This is a genomic window from Aureispira sp. CCB-E, assembly GCF_031326345.1.
Taxonomy (GTDB): Bacteria; Bacteroidota; Bacteroidia; order Chitinophagales; family Saprospiraceae; genus Aureispira.
In genome coordinates this window covers 341361-361244 of sequence record NZ_CP133671.1, presented here as the reverse complement: position 1 = coordinate 361244, position 19884 = coordinate 341361, and the positions used below count along the sequence as shown (strand labels likewise).

Genomic DNA, 19884 nt, shown 5'->3' with positions numbered 1-19884 from the left:
AGCTTCAATTTTTACTTTAAATAGCCAATCCAAGTGTTTTCTACATTAAAATATAAATACCCATTATTGTTATCTGGCTGTAAATAACCAATCCAAGTTCCTTCTAAATCAAATACATTATAGCCAACGGCACTATTTTGAATAGCATATTGAATGAAATTGAATGATGTATCAAAATAGATTAAAATATCATCACTTTCTTTTATGGCTATTTGTTCTGTACTTCCATCTAAGTTAAAAATATAAAACCCATCAAAATTAGAATTCTTAAGAGGATTAATGCTGCCATTCTTAAGAGGATTAATGCTGCCATTCTTAAGAGGATTAATGCTGCCATTCTTAAGAGGATTAATACTGCCATTCTTAAGAGGATTAATGCTGCCGTTCTTAAGAGGATTAATACTGCTGTTCTTAAGAGGATTAATATTGCTGTTCTTAAGAGGATTAATATTGCTGTTCTTAAGAGGATTAATATTGCTGTTCTTAAGGGGATTAATATTAGCAGTTTCTAGAGGGTTTCTTTCCTTATTAGGCACAAATTCATTCATAGTGATTTTGGTTTGAGTAGTAAAAGAAGAATCTAAATTGTTAGTGGAATTTGTATCTCCATTATTATTAGATAGGTTGCAAGATACAAACATTAAGATAAGAAGAAATTGTCCAAAATAGTAATACATATTTATATAGTTTTTTACCCCACAGAAACCACATCCGACTTAAACGGACTACGAGGTTGCCATTCTTCTTTTGGATTTAGGCTGTCAAATACAAATTGCAATATTTTGCTAGATAGCGTACTTCTATGCTTAAAAAAGCACAGCATATCTTGAGATACAGCTCCTACTGAGCTTTTGATTTCTAGCGCAGTACGAGCAAAGTCAATGCGCTCAACTTGACCATCTATTGCTCTATTCACCAAATCATATAAGATATTAAGATAAACTTGGTGTTCTCTATTATAAGCTCCGTCAACGCCTAAGAAATGTGCATCCATTTCTTGATAGTTAAAAATGGCAGTATAAAAAGCAATGAGTTGATCATCAATGAAATAAGCTGTTAGTTTGTACTGGTCTCCCAAATCTCTTTTTAGTGCTGTGAAATATTGCTTATGTAACAAAAAGGCATTAAATCCAGCGCCATCAGCTATCATTTTGTATAGCTCATAAATTCGATCTTCATGCAACTCAATTTCAGCTAAACTAAGTTCTTTTTTTATAATAGCTTTTCCTTTCTTGCGAGCCCGCTTAGCTCTTACTCTGTATTTCGAACTCATATCACCTAAATAACTATCAAAGTTATCCCAATGAGGGCGCATATCCATGTACATACTAGGCTGCATGAGAAATGGGTGGTAGGTTTCCTTTTGAAGTTGTTCTTTTAGCGGTTGGCAATCTTCTATTTTGTAGTCTTTTAGTAAGTGTACACTAACTTTTGTTTGCTCTTTATCTAGTATATTTTGCAGGGCATCCAATGAGTCCTGAATCAAGCTAGCTGTTTGCTGTTCAGAGATAGGAATATTAAAGTGGAAACCATATTCGCCTGTTAGTAATAAGTTGCCACAAATCAACAAGTTAAATTCGGCTCGCTTGATAAACCATTTTTTTACAGCATTACTAAATGCTCTGATCAAACAATTCGATTTATTCGTATTTTCTTCCTCATTGTTCTGTTGTAGGCTGTCTTCTACATTTAGTTTAAATATTTGATTATATGCAATTCCAATAGGCAAATTATCTTTGTAAAAGACAATATACCTAAAACTCATTTTTTCAGGAGGGTAGTTTTCAAGTGTTTGTAAATAAGTGCTTTGTAGAAATAGATTGTCTTTAGGGGCAACACTATCCCAAGTTTCTTTTATTTCTTGTATACTATTTTTGACTTGAATGGCATAACCAGTATTTTTAGGCAATGAATAAACTTCGACATTTTGTTGGTTAGCATTGATTAACTGTTTGCTAACATTGTTGGAAGAAAACATGTAGAACATATCGGTTGTTTGATTGGTATACGTTTTTATGAATGGGCTACGTTATTTTGATAAAATAAAATATAAAAAATTATATTTCTAAAACAATAACAATTAGTTATCATTTTTTTAAGTCAGAATTATAGCTTCAAAAGTAGTGGTTTTTTTTAGTATACGATACTAAACATTGAATTGGGGGCTTTTTGTTGTCATCAATCTCTAAAATAAATGTTAAATTTTAAAAAAACAGAAAAAGGATTAAACCTTGGTTTGAAATTCTAGTCTATAGAATAAATGCCATTGATAATAATAGTTCGCTAATTTTTGTTTTGTTTTTTTATAAAAGAAAATATACATTATTCTATTGATAGTCATTTGAATAGAATGTTTAGACGAACTAATATGATAAAGCTGCTTACTAAAAAATAAGAATTGTTAGAACCTTCACAACATAACAAAGATACAGAAAAAAAAATCCTTTCACAGTTAAGGAAACCTGAAAGCTTTGAGAAAGGATTTCGATTCTTGGTGCAAACTTACCAAGAGCGTTTGTATTGGCACATTCGACAAATGGTAAATTTGCATGATGATGCCGATGAAGTTTTGCAAAATACCTTTATCAAAACATATCGAGGGATTAAAAACTTTAGGGGAGATGCTCAACTGTATACGTGGATGTATCGCATTGCAACAAATGAGGCACTTACATTTTTGAAGAAGAAAAAAAAGTATGCAACCGTTGATTTGGATAACGAGGAAGGGAGCTTGATAGGTAGTTTGGAAGCAGATAAATATTTTGATGGCAATCAAGCAACTATTTTATTGCAAGAGGCCTTAAAACAATTGCCAGAAAAACAACGACAAGTTTTTATTTTTAGGTACTATGATGAGTTGAGCTATAATGAGATTTCAATCATATTGGGTACTTCGGTTGGTGGTTTAAAAGCGTCTTATCATCATGCTGTAAAAAAAATAGAAGCTTATGTGAGAAATAATATTGACTCGTGAATTGGAAATATTAAGGAATGCAAATAATTGATAGTAAAATTAATGTGAGATATTTTTTATGGTTTTACTTCGTGAGTCTGCTAGTTCATAGAAAAACTAAAAAAACAACGGAGTATTATAATCAATAACATGGAAAAGAATAAGATTGATAAAGAACTAAAGGATCTTTCACCGTTTTTATCCGAACTAAAAAAGGATAAAAAGGAAGGTTTTTCTATGCCTGCTAACTATTTTGATAAATTTGAAGATCGCTTAATGCATCGAATAGAGGAGGAGCAAGCTATAGAAGGAAAACAGCAGTCTCCAAAACGCCTTGCTTTTTCTTTTTGGGAGGGAATTAAACGCTTTTTTAAACCACATTATGCCATTGGTTTCTCTACTTGTGCATTGCTTATTATTGGCAGTATTTATGTACTACAACCTGTAGAAACTGCTACTAAATCGGATGTTATGGAGGGGCTTTTAGCAGATGGATCTATTGATTCTTATATCTATAATCATATTGAAGATTTTAAAACGGAAGACATTGTTGCTTTGCTAGATGTAGAAGAGGTAGCGGATATTCAGCAAGATATGGTAAAGGAGAAATTGACTGTTTCTAACGAACTTAGTACAGAAGAAAAGGCAGTAGAAACAGTTAAATCATCTATGGATAAGGCATTAGAACAGGTAGAAGTTGAAAATCTGTTGGAGGATATAACAGAAGAGGATCTAGAATTGAATGATGATGATTTATTTTAAGTATTAACAATGACTATCAAAATAGTAGTTAGCTTAGTTACTCCCTGCGGTCATGAGCCAGCAAGCTAGGTTCGCTGCTACTGTCTGGTTTCAACGAGCTATTATTAAAAATGACTTAGCAACTATTTAGTCCTAGTATTTAGCTGTGTTATTATTGTATGGTCATGGATTACTTATACAGAAAAAAATAATGTTATGAAAAAGAATATATTTTATGGAGTGTTATTATTTATCTTATTGATAAATACAATGCAAGCTCAAGAGCATCGTTCTAAAGAAGAACGAATACAAGCTTTAAAAGTAGCTTTTATAACTGAAGAACTAGCCTTGACACCAAAGCAATCACAGGGGTTTTGGCCATTATACAATGAGTTACAAGAAAAATTGAAAGCTCTAAAAAAAAGTCACAATAGACGTCTAGATGTGGACAGTATGTCTGATGAGGAGTTGGAAGTTTGGTTAGAGAATCATATCAAAATTGAAGAACAAAAACTAGCATTGCATCGTACTTATGCCGAACGATTTAAAGAAGTGATTACGATTCGGCAGCTTGTTAAGTTGACACAATCTGAACATCGATTTAGAAGGGAGTTGCTTCGACGAACAAAAGAAAGGAGAGAAGGAATGAGACGAAAAGGATAAATAAAAAACTGCTGCACGAAAACCTTGTGCAGCAGTTTTTTATTTTCTATATGGTTAGGGAACGATAAATTCAATTTTATCCTTACTCCAAGCTCCAAAGTATCCCAGTGCTCCCTCAGAGAAATTGGTAGTTGGATTGGCAGGAGCGGCACTAGCAAAACCAGCTCCAGCAATAGCATCTTCTAACGTTTTGAAGTACAAATGGGTAGCTTGATCGATAGAAGCCAACTCAATGGTAAGGGTATCGCCTGGCTCAAAACTCGTAAATGTTGTAAAGGAACGAGTGCTAATTCCATTGCTTAATTCATCATCTGCTATTCTATAATCTGTTCTGAAACCGACTTCTACGGAGTCATAATAAGTAGTTTGTATCGCATAGTAATTGGTCAAATTACCAGGATCTGTATAGTTGACATAGACAAAATATCTAGGAGGTCCAGGAATGCCGCCGCCACCAAATAAGTTGCCTCTATCTTGGACCGAGCAACTATCTATAGGAGTTAGAGGGGGCATTGTAGAACTAGCTGTGTACAACTTTCCGTCGATATTAATATCCAAGGTATAGGTATTGCCAATGGTTCCGATAAGAGTATTCCCTTTATAAATACCATCTCCTTTATGAGTGAGCGTTTCACTATTACCTGCTTGGTCTGTAATTGTCATGGTTGCATTCGTGATTGCAGGAGAAGTGCTGTTGTCGTAATAACTACTAGTTAAAGTAGCTTTGACGTAGCAGGTGGAGTCATTTTCTAAATAAGCCTCAAAAACAGGAGCAGGGTTTGCCTCATTTAAATCAACATCAATAATTTTTTCACAACTTGTTGTTAAGATGTAAAGTGCTAATAAGCTGATGATTATATTGAACTTCATAGTTTTGTTTTTTATATCAATAAGTCATACTTTGCATCATTTATTCACTCGATTACGAGCAGTTAAATGCTAGACAAAGTAGCCACTAGGTAATTGTTAAAATAGTTTAAAAAGAAAAATTCCAAGTTACCGTTGGAATAATTCCAAACAAACTTAACTGTACGGCATCCGTCTTAGTTGGATCTGCTTCATTGGGTCTAAAATCAATCGAGAATGGGTTATACTGGTTATAAACATTGTAAATACCAACTGTAAAGCTAGACTGGAATTTTTTCGTAGGTTTGTTTCTAAACGTAACAGCAATATCCAAACGATGAGCAGCAGGCATTCTGTAGCCATTTCGTTCGGTAAAATAGCTTACTTTTTGACCATTAATTTCATATTTGGCACTAGGGAATGTAACGGCATTTCCTGTCTGATAAATCCAAGAAAGTGAGAAAACCCAACGTTTTTTTAATTCATAAGTTCCCACAATAGCAATATCATGTGTGCGATCTTGTTTGGCAGGATAGGGGTTGCCTCTGTTGATTTCTTTGAACTGATAAGCTGTTTTGGATAAGGTATAACTAACCCAGCCATTAAAATCTCCAATCTTACCTTGTACCAATAGTTCTGCGCCATAAGACCAGCCAACACCGTTTAGAATCTGGCTTTCAATCCTAGTATTCAACAAGATATCCGCGCCGTTTTCATAATCAACTTGATTTTGTAGGTATTTATAATAGCCTTCTAAGCCAATTGTTAACTTATTTTTGAAAAAGCTTTGTTTGACTCCTAAACTAACTTGATCCGCAATTTGAGGTTTTACATTATTGGTACTTGGTATCCACATATCGTTCGGAGCAGCAGCAGTACTATTGCTCAATAAATGCACGTACTGATGAATTCTGTGATACCCGAACTCAAAGGCAGTTGTAGGAAAGGCCTGATAAGTGAGAGCAAGGCGAGGCTCTAGCCCCCAATAAGTTTGCACGTGCTCAAATGGTTTGTAAGTGGTTGTATCAGTTATTCTGTTTGACTCATCAAAAGTAAAAATATCTCCAGGACCAATTTGGTTGAAAAGAGAAACTCTTAGACCATAAACGGCTTTAAATTTGTCGGTAAACTGAATTTCATGTCCCGCATAAATTCCACTTTCAATAGCATGTTTTTTGTCCGCAATTAAGCTATTGATGTTATCATTGGAGGAGCGTAATTGACTAGGTTGAAATTCGTGATAGGTAGTATTAAACCCAAAGCGAATGGTATTTTTAGGATTTAAATAGTAACTATAGTCTTGCTTTAATGCATAGTCTCTAATTCCTGCTTCAATTGTAAAGTCATCGCCAGAACGACCAATTTTATAACCATAGTAATAATCACTAAAGAAAAAAGAAGTATTGGCAAATAGCTTTTCATTGAAAGTGTGATTCCAGCGGACAGTAGCGGTATAATTTCCATAATTGAGACCAAAATTTCCAAAACTAAAGTTATCTCGACCTGCATATCCAGAAACAAAAATTCTATCGTTTTTTCCAAAACTATAATTGGCTTTTAGATTTAAATCCCAAAACCCGAGTCCTAGTTGTCCAAAACGTTCGTTGTCAAATACTTTTAGTAATAGATCCAAGTAAGTCGCACGTCCAGAAAGAATAAAAGAGCCTTTGTCTTTTACAATTGGTCCTTCAAATGTTAGGCGAGATGAAATAAGTCCTAATCCTCCAGATAAGCCAAATTTTTTCTTGTTTCCATTTTTCATATAAATATCTAGAACAGAAGAAGCACGACCGCCATATTGAGAAGGAATACCTCCTTTATAAACCGTTAAATCTTTGAGTGCATCAGAGTTGAAAACAGAGAAAAAGCCCAAAAAATGGGAAGGGTTATAAACAACAGCTTCGTCTAACAAAATCAAGTTTTGGTCTGGTTTCCCTCCTCGAACAGTCAGTCCTGTACTACCTTCACTAGAAGCACTAATACCTGGCAGGAGCTGAATACTTTTAAGGATATCTTTTTCGCCCATAAATACAGGCAGTGTTTCTAGCTTTTTGACATTAATTTTAGTAGTACCAACACCTGCATCTTGCATCATTACATCGTCATCTTTTTCAGCCTTGACAACAATTTCTTCCATGTCTTTGGCACCGGTTCCTAGTTCTAGTGTCATGGTTTCATTTTCTTGCAAATCAATTTCTATTTCTTGGGCTTGATAACCAATATAGCTTACAATTAATTTGTACTTTCCTTTGTCCAAAGTGAGAGAGTAAAAACCATATATATTTGTAGCTGTGCCAAGACTAGTGCCATCAACAACAATAGTTGCCCCAATGAGTTCCTCCCCAGAGTCGGCATCTTTGACATAGCCACTAAGGGTTGCTTTATCTCCTTGTGCAGAAAGCCATCCAATATTAATCAGACAGCAGAATATTAGTGTTAACCAGATTTTCATAGTAATTTTAATTTGAAAAATAGAGATTATAATAGTAGCCATTATCAGAAATGAATGGATAAATCATTCAAAGTCATTACAGATAAGTATGAAGTTATAATTGGTTTAAATCAGATTTATCTAGGATTTATGTCTCTTAAAGATATTATAAACTAATTGTGATTTCATACTTAAGTACTAATGGATTGTTTGAATTTTTATTGAGGTCAATACTTTGTGATGAAATTGTATTGGTATGATTGTCAGTGAAATATGTTTTAAATGTTCAACGTGCTACAATGCTGATAATCAAATTACTTCATAAGTGCTTCGCAGTTGATACAAAGGTGCTTTTTGGTTTTTGCGTTAACAAAGTAAAAAAACATGGAGTATTATGAAGTATAACATTTTCATAAACAAGCAAAACCCAAAATAGGTTTGGTGCAAAAGTCTTACTTTTTTTATCTAGAAACAAATAAATTCTATTTCTTAGCTTTTTTCATCTATTAATAGGCAAAATTCCTCAACATTAACGAATGATTCTCCTCTAAATGAATTTTATAAAAAAAAAATATAAAGAGATTCTAGTTTGGGTAGCGTATTTCCTTTTGTTATTCTCTGTTGCACATGACAATTGGGGAACGATTCAAAATGGGGCAGAAGTCTCCTTATTTATGGTTGTTGTTCATTTTGTTATTTTTTATGGAAATTACTATGTCTTGATGCCATTGACATTTGCCAAAAAGAGGTATTTATGGTTTACTTTCGGAAGCATAATTTTTATAACAATATGGGCTGGTTTAACTTATTGGGTGTTTCGTTATGCTTTCCAATCAGGGTATTGGACATCACCAATTGAATTTAGTGCCATAGAGTATTCGAAGTCTATTCCAAAGGTAGAATATCTGTGGACTGGACGAATTAGTTTGAGTGGCTTGAATGTATTTTTTATCAGCATTCTTTATTTTTACGCCGAACAAGAAAAGTCATTACAGCAGCGTATGTGGGCATTGGAACACGAAAAAGTACAAGCAGAAGTTAAGTTGTTACGAATGCAAATCAACCCACATTTTTTGTTCAATGCACTGAATAATATTTATGCACAAGCAGTACTTGAAGAAAGCAACGTTGCTGATTCTATCCATAAATTATCTGGCTTACTGCGTTATACGCTATATGATTGTGATACAGACGAAGTATCTTTAGTCCGTGAAATTGAGTATATTGATAACTATATTGATTTACAAGAGTTAAAAGAAGATGCCTTGGAGCAGATCGAGTTTCGAGTAGAGGGAAATATAACCCAAGTTAAAATAGCTCCTATGTTGCTAATTTCTTTTGTGGAGAACGCATTTAAACATGGGAATATATGGCAAGGAGGTTGGATACGGATTGAACTACACACTAATTCCAAGGAGCTAGTATTTAAATGCCTTAATTCTATAGGTAATAGCAATCAAATGAAAGACACCGCTTCTGGAATAGGATTAAAAAATGTAAAAAAAAGATTGACTTTAAACTATCCTAATCGGCATCAGCTAACGATTAATAAGGATAGAGATGTATTTGAGATTACCTTAAAAATAAGTAATGAGTATAACTTGTCTAATCATTGATGACGAACAACCTGCAAGAGAATTATTAAAAAAATACCTTTCTAAAGTACCAGACTTAGAGTTAATTGGTGCTTGCAAAAGTCCCTTGGATGCTTTAAGTATTATTCAAGAACAATCAGTGGATTTGTTGTTGTTAGATATTCAAATGCCAGACTTGAAGGGAACTGAATTGCTGAGATGTATTACGGGAAAACAACCACTGGTTATCTTCACTACAGCTTATCAGGAATATGCTATAGAAGGATTTGAGTTGGACGTTGTTGATTATATGTTAAAGCCAATTAGCTTTGATCGTTTCTTAAAAGGAATCCAAAAAGTTTTGGAGCACAAACAATGGATGGAATACAAACACCAAAATTTGCCTTCTAAGAGTATTTCTACAGAAAAAGACTATATAGCACTAAAATCGAATCAAAAGCTTCACAAAGTCCAATTAAATGACATTCTATATATAGAAGGAATGAAAGAATATGTGGTATTTTATACAGAAGTACAAAAACTAGTTATTCATGCTTCTTTGAAGTCTTTAGAAACTCGATTGCCTCAAGATGCTTTTTTGAGGGTACATAAATCTTATATTGTTAATAAAAATAAAGTGTCAAATATGTTTGGTAATCAATTGGCAGTAGGAGATAAGTACATCCCTATTGGTTATTCCTATAAGCGAACGATTGTCAACCAAATTTTTTAAAGGCTAGGGAAATAAATCTACAGAGGTTTAATTTTAATAATTCGCAAAAAGCATGAATAGGAGTGTACTAACTATTATTGAGTTGATATAAAGAATAATTAATAAAACACATGAAAGAATGAAAACTATATTAGGTCAGGAAACATTGCGAGAACAGCCACCTCGCTACTTGAGCCCACTTACTTGTATCAATGTGTTGTTTGGTGGTTTTTCCATTCAATTTGGCTCTATTTTCTTTTGGTTTGGAATGATTTTTCTCTTAGTTTTTGGAGGGCAATCTAGTGCCATACATTGGTTTAGTTTTGACGGAGAATGGAAAGAAACAGAAGGTTTGTTATTAGAAATTAATGAGACATCCACAGAAGTTAACGATCAAATTATTTATGAATATGTATTTTCTTATAATGCCAACGGTCAATCGTTACTCGGTACCTCTAGTGCTGTATTTGGAGGAGAAAAAGAAGGACAGATAGTAGCAGTTGAATACAAATCGGGAAATCATCTACGTTCTAGAATTGTCGGAATGAGGACTGAAATTTTTCCTGGGTGGGTCCTCTTTTTAGTGCTTATTTTTCCTGCTATTGGCTTTGGATTTTTATTCTTTGGATTCAAAGAAAATATAAAAGCATTGAAGTTATTAAAAAATGGAATGTTTACAAGAGGGAAAATGAAGAGTTATAAAGCCACCAATACTAGTATTAATGAAGAAACGGTCTATGCTTATGAATTTGAGTTTTATGCCAATAATAAGCTTTATATAGCTACTTGCAAAACCCATTTGACAGCACAAGTAGAGGACGAAGAGGCAGAAAAAATTCTTTATGATAAAAAGAATCCTGAGCTAAATATCGTGTATGATGCGATGGGAGCAGCCCCTAAAATTGATCGTTTTGGAAGAATCAAGCAATCTAACCTGTTGGCATTGAGTTCTTTATTGTCAACTGTTATTGGTTTGTTAATTAATGGGGTGATTTTTTATTTTTTATTTATGGTTTAATTAACTGATTGTTAGGTTTTTATGTGTTTTATGCTGCTCTTTTTTTAGTTACCCAAGAAGTATTTAATGTTTTTATTTGGAAATAAAAAAAAAGATTGTAGTTTTGCAATCGCTGAAATGCAAATAAGAATTTTTTGCCGATGTAGCTCAGCTGGCTAGAGCAGCTGATTTGTAATCAGCAGGTCGTGGGTTCGAGTCCCTCCATCGGCTCTAAAAAATTAAAAGTCTGTTCCTCGTGGAACAGACTTTTTTTATTGTGACAGCTTAATTTGCTAAGCTTATCTTTGATACAATTCAAAGCGTGTGGGTTGTCTTCTAGCAGGATAGTAATTGTTATTACGATCAGTATCTGCTGTTTCTAAATAAGGATCTAAGATGATTTCTTCAAGTTCTTTTTTGCTTACAAAAACTTTTGACACCTTATCAGCGCGCTGCTTCCAAATTTCGGCAGGAATATGAATAACTTCAGAAGTTCCATCTGTATATTTCATTTCCAAAATGATTGGCATAACCAAACCACCTACATTGCTAAAAGCAACCTCGTAATAATTGTAAGCTCCATCAATTAATTCTTTTTCTTCTTTACTCAAACCAGCAATATATTGTTCGTTCAGCTTTTTGTCACGTTCAGATACTCTGTATTTATCACGGTCGTTGTATTTATCTCTTAGTTCAGGGTATTTCTCCATCAAGGTTTCTTTTACTGCTTTCTGATCATTGTTTCTAATCTCAGAAATACCACGAGGAGCTTTAGCATCCCACTTTTTCTGAACCATGATTTCTTTTTCTGTATCGTGGCTGTTTAGTTGAAACCATTTGACACCATCTATAGAAATATCAACATGGTCTGTTGTATAGAACCATCCTCGCCAGAACCAATCTAAATCAACTCCAGAAGCGTCTTCCATTGTACGGAAAAAATCAGCAGGAGAGGGGTGCTTGAATTTCCAACGGTTGGCATATTCTTTGAACGCATGGTCAAACAATTCTCTGCCCATAATCGTCTCTCTCAAAATATTCAAAGCAGTTGCAGGTTTCCCATAAGCATTATTTCCAAATTGCAAGATAGACTCCGAATTAGACATAATTGGAACAATATTATTTTTGTCTCCACGCATATAATCTACAATATTAGCAGCAGGTCCTCTTCTTGATGGAAAATCACGCTCCCACTCTGTTTCAGTTATATATTGTAAAAACGTATTTAACCCTTCGTCCATCCAAGTCCATTGGCGTTCATCTGAATTAACAATCATAGGAAAGTAGTTGTGACCTACTTCGTGAATGATAACACCAATCATACGATACTTTAAGCGTTCAGAATAGGTGCCATCTGGGCGAGGTCTTCCAAAGTTAAAGCAAATCATAGGATATTCCATTCCTGTAAAGTTTGCATGAGTAGAAATTGCAGTAGGGTATGGATAGTCAAAAGTATGTCTAGAATAAACTTTTAAAGTGTGGACGATTGCTCGAGTAGAGTATTTTTCCCAAAGAGGATTTCCTTCTTTGGGATAATACGACATTGCCATGACCGTGCGGTCACCAAAAGGCACGCCTTGAGCATCCCAGATAAATTTACGAGAAGAACAGAAACCAAAATCACGGACATTCTCTGCTTTAAAGACCCAAGTTTTCTTTTCCTTTACCTTTCCTTTTTCAATTTTTTCAGCTTCTTCTTGTGATATAATCATAAGAGGCTTATCGGACTTCTTAGATTTTTCTAATCGCTCTAGTTGTGTTGTTGTAAGCACCTCTTTGCTGTTTTGTAAAACACCAGTTGCACCAACAGTATGATCAGCAGGTGCTGTAATAGCAACTTTAAAATCACCAAAAGAAAGAGTAAATTCACCACGACCTAAAAATTGCTTGTTTTGCCATCCATCTGTTTCATTATAAGAACACATTCTAGGATAGAACTGAGCAATGTGATACATGTAGTTGTCTTCTTCTGGGAAATATTCATATCCAGAACGACCACCATAATTACCACCATCATTTACGTTATACCACCACTTGATGTTAAAAGATAAATTGCCCTTGGGTTTTAAAGGTTGCTCCAAGTCAATACGCATCATAGTCTTATTGATCGTGTATTTTAATGGATTACCTTTTTTGTCCGTGACTTTTTCTATCTTAAAACCACCATCAAAATCATTGTGCCAAGCAGATTTTATTTCTCTATACCCCATTTCGGAATAGACTTTTCCTGGGCGTGTTTTGTGAGAATCAGAATCTTTGGCTCGGACATTTTGATCCAATTGAACCCAAAGATATGTTAAGGCATCTGGTGAATTATTATAATAAGTAATGGTTTCTTCACCTAAAATACGTTGCTTTTCATCATCAATTTCGATTTTCATATCATAATCGGCGCGTTGCTGCCAATACTCATGACCAGGTGCACCTGCCGCATTTCTATAGGTATTAGGTGTTGGTAACTCTTGATACAATTGCTGAAACTTCGTAGCGCCTTGATTTGAATTCTGAGCATTTGTGCTAAACAGAATACTCATACCAAGCAAACCAAAAAGAATTTTTTTTAGCATGATTTGTTGTTTTATCTGATTGTTGTTATAAAATTAATCTTGTAAAAATAAAGCTTGTCCAGTCTCCCAAAGAATTGGAATAGTAATAGCTATAATTATTACAGAAAGAATGATTGGTAAATATTTTTGTGGGATTTTTGCATACTTCAAAAGTACAAAATTTATTATTAAAGCGATAGCCAAGATTAAAATTTGACCAACTTCTAACCCTATGTTAAATGCTAGGAGAGGAGTGAACAGCGATTCGTTTTTTGATAAAATAAAACGCAAATAGTTGGAAAACCCCAAGCCATGTATGATCCCAAAAGCTGTTATTATGATGTAGTTTAAAGTACTTTGTTCTACGTGGAACATTCCTTTTTGAACAGAATCTTCTATCTTTGTTGTTTCAGTGTTTATTTGAAGTTGATCTTTTTTTCTAAAAATAGTAATTAAACAAGTTGCAATGATCGTGACAGGAATTAGAAACTCAATTAGACTGCTATTGATTTTAACAAGTTCTAATGTCGCTAGAGCTAATGCAATAGAGTGACCAATAGTAAATGCTGTAACCAAAAGTATAAGTTTTTTGGCATTTTTTATTGTGTAAGCTGCAGCTAAAGCAGCTATAAAAAGGATGTGATCATAAGCTCCTAAATCAGAAATATGGCTCAGTCCTTGCTTAAAGAAAAAAATAAAATCATTCATCTTTATGCTTTTAATAATGTTTTAAACGTGAAATAATGAACTAAAAATACAAACTAAATTTCTTAAAAAAGATGCTTTGAAGTTTTCTTGTACTAAATAAATGACTACTTAGATAAACCTCTATTTTAATAAGATGAATTCAGTTAATATACGTTAGGTAAATATAGTTTATAATGAAAAAAATATACATTCTTTTAGTGTTGCTAACAATGACTTTAATGTCTTTTTTTGCGCACCCTATTTATGTTTCTACATCAGAAATTGATTATAACAAAGAAGAAAAAAGACTGGAAATTGCTATCAAAATATTTAGTGATGATCTAGAAAAAGTGCTTAGTGCTAAGAAGGGAGAAGATGTCGAAATAGGAACAGATAGAGAGCATGCTAAAGCCACAGAGTATATTATAGAATACTTAAAAACTCATTTTGAAATTGAAATAAATGGGAAGAATACGGATTTTGAATATGTCAATAGAAGACTAATAAAAGATGATTTCTTTGCTATGTGGGTGTTGATACAAGTTCCTAAAGTTAATCGTTTAAAGTCACTGGTATTAAAAAATAACATCCTCATTGATTTCAATAATGGTCAACAAAATCATATTAAGTTTCGAGATTCAGGAGAGGGGACTTACATTAGAAAAGTTACTAGCAAAGGACATGAACAAGTTATTTTGAAGTAAGCAAAATATACACAAAAAAGGACAATGTTCCACGTGGAACATTGTCCTTTTTTGTTTCGTTTGGGTTGAGATGTTCCACGTGGAACATTATGCAATGCGTACTCCTTCGTGGTCTATTTGAGATAAAATAACCGTATTTCGAATTTTCTTAGATGAATAAATATGCTCTAGAGAATTAGCTACCTTTTCTGCTTCTAAACTATTTTTGCATAAAGCAAAAACACCCGAACCTGTACCTGCTAGACCTGCTCCAAGAGCCCCATGCTCTAATGCTGCTGTTTTTAATTCTTTGAAAAAAGGAACAAGATCACACCAATGTTTTTCAGCAATGTAGTCAGTTAATGTATTGGATAGTAAATCAAGATTGGTCGTATACAAAGCTTGTACAAATGCTCCTAAGTTAGCCGATTGTTGAATGGCATTGTCTATGTCTGTTTTATGCGTTAAGTTATTTCTAACTTGGCGCTGAGTTAACCTCTGATTGCGAGCATAAATAACAACAATATGCAATCCTTTTATTAATGGCAGACGATGGAAATCCACATTCTGATGATCTCTTGTTAATATAATACCTCCAAGTAGAGAAGGAATAAGGCTGTTGATTCGCTGCCTTCCTTCCGCCACTTCTTCACCTTTTATAATAAAAGGAATTAGTTCCCTCTTTGAAAGCCGAGAACCAAATGCTTCGTTTACAGCATAGGCCCCAGCTACAGCACTTGCGCTGCTAGAACCTAAACCATAGCCTACGCCTATTTTTTTGTTTAAGGTTAGATCCAACCCAGCGTTAGAATCTAAATCAAAATTATTTTTGAGATGATCCAAAACCAATTGTGCAGAAACACCAGCTGCGTTTTGGTCTATTGTTAGAGGAATTTTAGTTTTGTTGTTTAGTATAGACGAAATATGAATGCCCGATTCTGTATTGGGTTTGACAATAATTTCATCACAAGGAGTATTTAATGCTAAGCCTAAGGTGTCTAATCCGCAACCCAAATTAGCAATAGTAGCAGGTGCTATAACTTTAAAATTTGATTTGAATTTCATAATCTTTGTAAGGAATATATATAATTGCAGAGATGTAGAATTAATTTGTTTAAATTTGCCTTATATCTAAAACAAAATTTCAGCACAAATTTAAAATAAAAAAATGATAACACAACGTCAAATGTTTTTAAATCATGTGGCTCAAACAAGTGATGCTCCTTTGGCTTTGGAAATAGAAAAAGGAAAAGGTATTTATTTGTATGATAAAGAGGGGAAATCTTATATTGATTTAATTGCAGGAATTAGTGTGAGTAGCTTGGGGCATAGCCACCCCCAGATTGTTGATGCCATACAAAAACAAACCAATCAATATTTGCATACATTAGTTTATGGGGAATTTATTTTGTCACCACAAGTTCAACTGGCTAACTTATTGCAAAAGCACTTGCCCGATAATTTGAATTGTACCTACTTTGTTAATTCGGGAACAGAAGCCACTGAAGGAGCATTAAAATTGGCCAAACGATATACTGGTCGCCCTAAAATAATTTCTTGCAAAAAAGCTTATCATGGATCAACAAATGGTTCCTTGAGTTTGATGAGCGAATCTTTTTTTACGGCGCCTTTCAGACCTTTATTACCAGAAATACACCATATAGAATTCAATAATACAGAAGATCTGCAAGCAATAGATGAACATACAGCTTGTGTTATTATGGAAACTGTTCGTGCCGAAATAGGAGTGATGCGTCCTTCTAATGATTATTTAAAAAAAGTAAGAGAGCGATGTACTGAAGTTGGAGCTTTATTAATTTTGGATGAAATTCAAGTGGGGTGTGGTCGAACAGGAACCTTATTTGCTTTTGAGCAATATGGAATTGTGCCAGATATTTTATTATTGGCAAAAGCATTTGGAGGAGGAATGCCATTAGGTGCTTTTATCTCTTCAAAAGAAATAATGGATTCATTGACCAATAATCCATTTTTGGGACATATTACAACTTTCGGTGGGCATCCTGTTTGCTGTGCAGCAGGATTGGCTTCTTTAAAAATATTGACAGAACAAAAGGACATTGTAGAACAAGTATTTGAAAAAGAAGCTTTGTTTAGAAAAATGTTACAACATGAGGCTATTTTAGATGTTCGAAGTGCTGGTTTATTAATGGCAGTACAATTAAGTTCTTTTGATCAAGTTTTGGGTGTTATTCACGAATGCCTTAAAAATGGTTTGATAACAGATTGGTTTTTATTCAATGCAGAAGCTGTGAGAATTGCTCCTCCTTTAACAATTACAGAAGATGAAATAATAAAAGCTTGTTCTATCTTAACAGCTGCTATTGATAAAGTATGTAAAAATGAGAATGGAAAATAATTATATTGATCGAAGGGAGCAGCTAAAAAATGAGACTTTTTTATTCTTATTTATTTGGTTTGGATTTTATGTAGTAGGGATGATTGTTGTTCAATTATTAGCTGCATTATTTGGATTGCCAGATTTCTCTAAAATTTTAAATGGAATTACAAAAGGGGAGTACTTAGAGTATTTAGATACTTTAAAAGTTCTGCAATTGATTGTTCATTTATTTCAATATTTAATTCCTGCACTGGTTTTTATTTTTTTATACCATAAAAAGAATGCTTTAAAAATTGTTTATGCGAATAAAACTCCAATGATTAAAAATATATTTTGGAGTCTTCTTTTGGTAGCATCCATATATCCCTTTATTTCTTTTATTTATTATTGGAATACGCAGTTATTGCCAGATAGTATCATCTCTCAAGAAAAACTAGATATACAAAGTGCTTTTTTAGAAATGAATACTCCCAAGGATTTAATCCTAAATTTATTATTGCTAGGCTTAGCTGCTGGAATTGGAGAGGAGTTCTTATTTCGAGGAATATTGCAGCGTTTATTAACCTTGTGGACTCAGAATATTCATTATGGAGCTATTTTGACAGGATTTATTTTTTCTTTAATGCACTTTCAATTAGAAGGATTTGTTCCAAGGTTCCTTTTAGGAGTAATATTCTGTTATTTGCTTATTTTTACAGGGAATTTATGGATAACAGTGCTTGTTCATGTATTTTTTAATAGTTTTCAGGTTATAATACCCTATTTTTCTCCTAATCTAGCGGGAAACATTAATGACATAGAGTCAGTACCTTTTTTGTTAGCGGGAATTAGTAGTTTGATATTTCTTCTATTTTTAGCTATTTTTAAGAAAATAAACCAAGAATATAAATATATTAAAATAAATTAAATAATAATAATTTTAATGAGTTTAAAAACTAGAACAATTACAGGACTTACATTTGGTGCTGTAATGATAGGAGGATGTATCTTTCACCCTCTTAGTTGCACCCTTCTATTTTTATTGATTACAGTACTTTGTCTTTGGGAGTTTGGAGGACATGTTTTGACGAAGGATGGGACAGTTGTTGTCAATTGGATTAGAACGATAAGTTTTATTTTTATAGGAAGTTGTTTTCCACTTTTAGCGGCATTAAAGTATCATGGAGGCTATGACGAAGCAATTCGATTGTTGTATTTATTTCCTGCTATTGCTTTTTCTTTGTTCTTGTTTGAGTTATTTGGAAAATCTCTAAGACCCTTTCACAATTTAGCTTATACTGCTTTAGGGGTATTGTATATTGGACTACCTTTTTCCCTATTAATTTGGATTTGTAGTTCCCCGATTTCTCAACTAGGAGGTGTTGGCAACCAATTTATACTAGCCATCTTATTTATGGTTTGGGCAAGTGATGTTTTTGCATACCTTTTAGGTTCAAAAATTGGCAAGAATAAGATGTTTCCACGTATTTCTCCTAACAAGACTTGGGAAGGTACATTTAGCGGCGTAGCAGGAGCTATTTTGACTGGTTATTTGTGTTCTTTGGTGTTTGTACCTCTCAACTTGCCTATGCCATTCTGGATTGGATTAGCTTGTATTTGTACTTTTTTTGGAATATTGGGCGACTTGGTAGAATCGATGTTCAAACGAAGTTTAGGCATTAAAGATTCTGGTAATTTATTGCCTGGACACGGAGGTTTCTTGGATCGTTTTGATGCGTTTATATTTGTTATTCCTTTTGCTTATACTTATCTGATTATTTATTTTAATGTTTGGTAGGTTTATCTACTTCTCTGCTAATTTCCTTTCGTCTTTTTGAAAGGAAAAATTAATATGTTTGCCCTTGTTTAAATTAGAAGTTATATTATGATATAATGGATAATGAAAAAAAAATACTAAAACTTTAGTTGTTTGATTATTAGGTTGTTGTGGCTGAATGAAGAGCCGAAATCTAAATATTATATGTGGTTCAAAAAGAAAATAAATCCTTATAAAATAAAAGAAAATAATACTAAAGAATTGATTTCTATAGGGGTAAAGGTTAGTATGGGGTTGCCTATATTGGATAAAGCCAATTTTAGAAGATCTAAGGACGTTGCAGAAAGAATGATGGTGTCTTTGGCCTTATTTCAATTACATCTAGGAGCTCCGATTAAAACTATTGAAGATTGGATTGAGAAAAATAATTTAATTGGGAAGCTTACAAATAAAGAAACAAAGTACCTACATACAAATTATGAGGATCTGCCAGAGCAAGATCAGATTGATCTTTATTGGTATATTGAAGCTGTTTGGGCTTTTGCTTGGGCTGGAAATCTACATGAGAATCTTACTTTAAATACAGGCGTTGAAGATTCTCTAGCATCCATGCTTCCTAATATTCAAGACGGTGAGTTAGCTCTAGTATTTATACAAAAATATAGACTTAGGCAGGACATAACAATCTTCGAAATGCTTGATAAGTTTTACAGAGCACATTGGTATGCTAGAAGTATAAAATTAAAAGGTAAACAATCAGATTTTGTAGACCTTGATATAATAATGGAAAGAAGGAAAACGCTTGAATTTATATGTTATTCAGAGTTTGAATGGAATGAGATTTCTTTAGATACGTAGATAAAAAAGTGTGTCCTACTCATATCATAGCTAGTGTTTTGCGTTATGAATTATTAAGAGCCTTGTAGGTATATTTGA

At 33.5% G+C, this 19884-nt stretch carries 18 protein-coding genes and 1 tRNA gene; 12 read left to right on the top strand and 7 right to left on the bottom strand.

Annotated features, from left to right (window positions below; genetic code table 11):
• Positions 1-11: 11 nt before the first annotated feature.
• Together QP953_RS01470 and QP953_RS01465 are read right to left on the bottom strand one after the other, a co-directional pair.
• Entirely contained in the window at positions 12-677 is a 666-nt protein-coding gene (locus tag QP953_RS01470; RefSeq protein WP_309553731.1) for a hypothetical protein, read from the bottom strand.
• 14 nt (positions 678-691) lie between these two features.
• Positions 692-1987, bottom strand: a complete 1296-nt coding sequence (locus tag QP953_RS01465) for a GNAT family N-acetyltransferase (protein ID WP_081909538.1) — start codon at positions 1985-1987, stop codon at positions 692-694.
• A gap of 411 nt (positions 1988-2398) precedes the next feature.
• Between QP953_RS01465 and QP953_RS01460 the strand changes: the two genes are divergently transcribed.
• The 3 genes from QP953_RS01460 (at position 2399) to QP953_RS01450 (ending at position 4357) form a co-directional block, all read left to right on the top strand.
• The gene (locus tag QP953_RS01460) at positions 2399-2974 is read left to right on the top strand and encodes an RNA polymerase sigma factor (RefSeq protein WP_052596522.1); all 576 of its coding nucleotides are present in this window, start codon (positions 2399-2401) and stop codon (positions 2972-2974) included.
• Between the two features lie 129 nt (positions 2975-3103).
• A complete protein-coding gene (locus QP953_RS01455; protein ID WP_052596521.1) occupies positions 3104-3715 on the top strand; it encodes a hypothetical protein in 612 nt (203 codons plus the stop codon).
• 195 nt (positions 3716-3910) lie between these two features.
• A complete protein-coding gene (locus tag QP953_RS01450) occupies positions 3911-4357 on the top strand; it encodes a hypothetical protein (RefSeq protein ID WP_052596519.1) in 447 nt (148 codons plus the stop codon).
• Positions 4358-4411: 54 nt separating this feature from the next.
• Here the strand turns inward: QP953_RS01450 and QP953_RS01445 are convergent, their stop codons facing one another.
• Together QP953_RS01445 and QP953_RS01440 are read right to left on the bottom strand one after the other, a co-directional pair.
• Entirely contained in the window at positions 4412-5227 is an 816-nt protein-coding gene (locus QP953_RS01445; RefSeq protein WP_052596518.1) for a DUF4249 domain-containing protein, read from the bottom strand.
• 106 nt (positions 5228-5333) lie between these two features.
• Positions 5334-7655: a TonB-dependent receptor gene (locus QP953_RS01440; RefSeq protein WP_309553730.1), complete on the bottom strand. Its 2322-nt coding sequence runs from the start codon at positions 7653-7655 to the stop codon at positions 5334-5336.
• A 530-nt stretch (positions 7656-8185) separates the two neighbouring features.
• Between QP953_RS01440 and QP953_RS01435 the strand changes: the two genes are divergently transcribed.
• The 4 genes from QP953_RS01435 to QP953_RS01420 all read left to right on the top strand — a co-directional run bounded on the left by QP953_RS01435 (position 8186) and on the right by QP953_RS01420 (position 11148).
• Positions 8186-9250, top strand: a complete 1065-nt coding sequence (locus QP953_RS01435) for a sensor histidine kinase (RefSeq protein ID WP_052596515.1) — start codon at positions 8186-8188, stop codon at positions 9248-9250.
• Positions 9225-9941, top strand: coding sequence for a LytTR family DNA-binding domain-containing protein (locus tag QP953_RS01430; protein WP_052596513.1), 717 nt, complete (start codon positions 9225-9227; stop codon positions 9939-9941). The genes QP953_RS01435 and QP953_RS01430 overlap by 26 nt, the downstream gene beginning before the upstream one ends.
• Positions 9942-10059: 118 nt before the next feature.
• Positions 10060-10938, top strand: a complete 879-nt coding sequence (locus QP953_RS01425; RefSeq protein ID WP_309553729.1) for a hypothetical protein — start codon at positions 10060-10062, stop codon at positions 10936-10938.
• A gap of 136 nt (positions 10939-11074) precedes the next feature.
• Positions 11075-11148, top strand: a tRNA-Thr gene (locus tag QP953_RS01420).
• A 68-nt stretch (positions 11149-11216) separates the two neighbouring features.
• Here the strand turns inward: QP953_RS01420 and QP953_RS01415 are convergent.
• Positions 11217-13484, bottom strand: a complete 2268-nt coding sequence (locus QP953_RS01415; RefSeq protein ID WP_309553728.1) for a M1 family metallopeptidase — start codon at positions 13482-13484, stop codon at positions 11217-11219.
• Between the two features lie 33 nt (positions 13485-13517).
• Entirely contained in the window at positions 13518-14171 is a 654-nt protein-coding gene (locus tag QP953_RS01410) for a HupE/UreJ family protein (protein ID WP_309553727.1), read from the bottom strand.
• A gap of 173 nt (positions 14172-14344) precedes the next feature.
• Between QP953_RS01410 and QP953_RS01405 the strand changes: the two genes are divergently transcribed.
• Entirely contained in the window at positions 14345-14854 is a 510-nt protein-coding gene (locus QP953_RS01405; RefSeq protein WP_309553726.1) for a DUF6702 family protein, read from the top strand.
• Positions 14855-14941: 87 nt separating this feature from the next.
• Here QP953_RS01405 and QP953_RS01400 read toward each other — a convergent pair whose 3' ends face one another.
• The gene (locus QP953_RS01400; protein WP_309553725.1) at positions 14942-15898 is read right to left on the bottom strand and encodes a homoserine kinase; all 957 of its coding nucleotides are present in this window, start codon (positions 15896-15898) and stop codon (positions 14942-14944) included.
• A 103-nt stretch (positions 15899-16001) separates the two neighbouring features.
• On the opposite strand from QP953_RS01400, the gene QP953_RS01395 reads away from it, so the two are divergent.
• The 4 genes from QP953_RS01395 to QP953_RS01380 all read left to right on the top strand — a co-directional run bounded on the left by QP953_RS01395 (position 16002) and on the right by QP953_RS01380 (position 19806).
• Positions 16002-17210: an aspartate aminotransferase family protein gene (locus QP953_RS01395; RefSeq protein WP_309553724.1), complete on the top strand. Its 1209-nt coding sequence runs from the start codon at positions 16002-16004 to the stop codon at positions 17208-17210.
• Positions 17200-18099 (top strand): type II CAAX endopeptidase family protein, encoded by a 900-nt coding sequence (locus tag QP953_RS01390; RefSeq protein WP_309553723.1) that lies wholly within the window; start codon positions 17200-17202, stop codon positions 18097-18099. Before QP953_RS01395 ends, QP953_RS01390 begins: the two co-directional genes overlap by 11 nt.
• A 15-nt stretch (positions 18100-18114) precedes the next feature.
• On the top strand, positions 18115-18969 hold the full coding sequence (locus tag QP953_RS01385) for a phosphatidate cytidylyltransferase (protein WP_052596498.1): 855 nt from the start codon (positions 18115-18117) through the stop codon (positions 18967-18969).
• A 132-nt stretch (positions 18970-19101) separates the two neighbouring features.
• On the top strand, positions 19102-19806 hold the full coding sequence (locus QP953_RS01380; protein WP_309553722.1) for a DUF4272 domain-containing protein: 705 nt from the start codon (positions 19102-19104) through the stop codon (positions 19804-19806).
• The last annotated feature ends 78 nt before the right edge of the window (positions 19807-19884 follow it).

Excerpts from the sequence above, each read along its gene's own strand:
- QP953_RS01470 (WP_309553731.1), bottom strand. The coding sequence starts at position 677 with ATGTATTACTATTTTGGACAATTTCTTCTTATCTTAATGTTTGTATCT.
- QP953_RS01465 (WP_081909538.1), bottom strand. The coding sequence starts at position 1,987 with ATGTTCTACATGTTTTCTTCCAACAATGTTAGCAAACAGTTAATCAAT.
- QP953_RS01455 (WP_052596521.1), top strand. The coding sequence starts at position 3,104 with ATGGAAAAGAATAAGATTGATAAAGAACTAAAGGATCTTTCACCGTTT.
- QP953_RS01450 (WP_052596519.1), top strand. The coding sequence starts at position 3,911 with ATGAAAAAGAATATATTTTATGGAGTGTTATTATTTATCTTATTGATA.
- QP953_RS01445 (WP_052596518.1), bottom strand. The coding sequence starts at position 5,227 with ATGAAGTTCAATATAATCATCAGCTTATTAGCACTTTACATCTTAACA.
- QP953_RS01440 (WP_309553730.1), bottom strand. The coding sequence starts at position 7,655 with ATGAAAATCTGGTTAACACTAATATTCTGCTGTCTGATTAATATTGGA.
- QP953_RS01435 (WP_052596515.1), top strand. The coding sequence starts at position 8,186 with ATGAATTTTATAAAAAAAAAATATAAAGAGATTCTAGTTTGGGTAGCG.
- QP953_RS01430 (WP_052596513.1), top strand. The coding sequence starts at position 9,225 with ATGAGTATAACTTGTCTAATCATTGATGACGAACAACCTGCAAGAGAA.
- QP953_RS01425 (WP_309553729.1), top strand. The coding sequence starts at position 10,060 with ATGAAAACTATATTAGGTCAGGAAACATTGCGAGAACAGCCACCTCGC.
- QP953_RS01415 (WP_309553728.1), bottom strand. The coding sequence starts at position 13,484 with ATGCTAAAAAAAATTCTTTTTGGTTTGCTTGGTATGAGTATTCTGTTT.
- QP953_RS01410 (WP_309553727.1), bottom strand. The coding sequence starts at position 14,171 with ATGAATGATTTTATTTTTTTCTTTAAGCAAGGACTGAGCCATATTTCT.
- QP953_RS01405 (WP_309553726.1), top strand. The coding sequence starts at position 14,345 with ATGAAAAAAATATACATTCTTTTAGTGTTGCTAACAATGACTTTAATG.
- QP953_RS01400 (WP_309553725.1), bottom strand. The coding sequence starts at position 15,898 with ATGAAATTCAAATCAAATTTTAAAGTTATAGCACCTGCTACTATTGCT.
- QP953_RS01395 (WP_309553724.1), top strand. The coding sequence starts at position 16,002 with ATGATAACACAACGTCAAATGTTTTTAAATCATGTGGCTCAAACAAGT.
- QP953_RS01390 (WP_309553723.1), top strand. The coding sequence starts at position 17,200 with ATGGAAAATAATTATATTGATCGAAGGGAGCAGCTAAAAAATGAGACT.
- QP953_RS01385 (WP_052596498.1), top strand. The coding sequence starts at position 18,115 with ATGAGTTTAAAAACTAGAACAATTACAGGACTTACATTTGGTGCTGTA.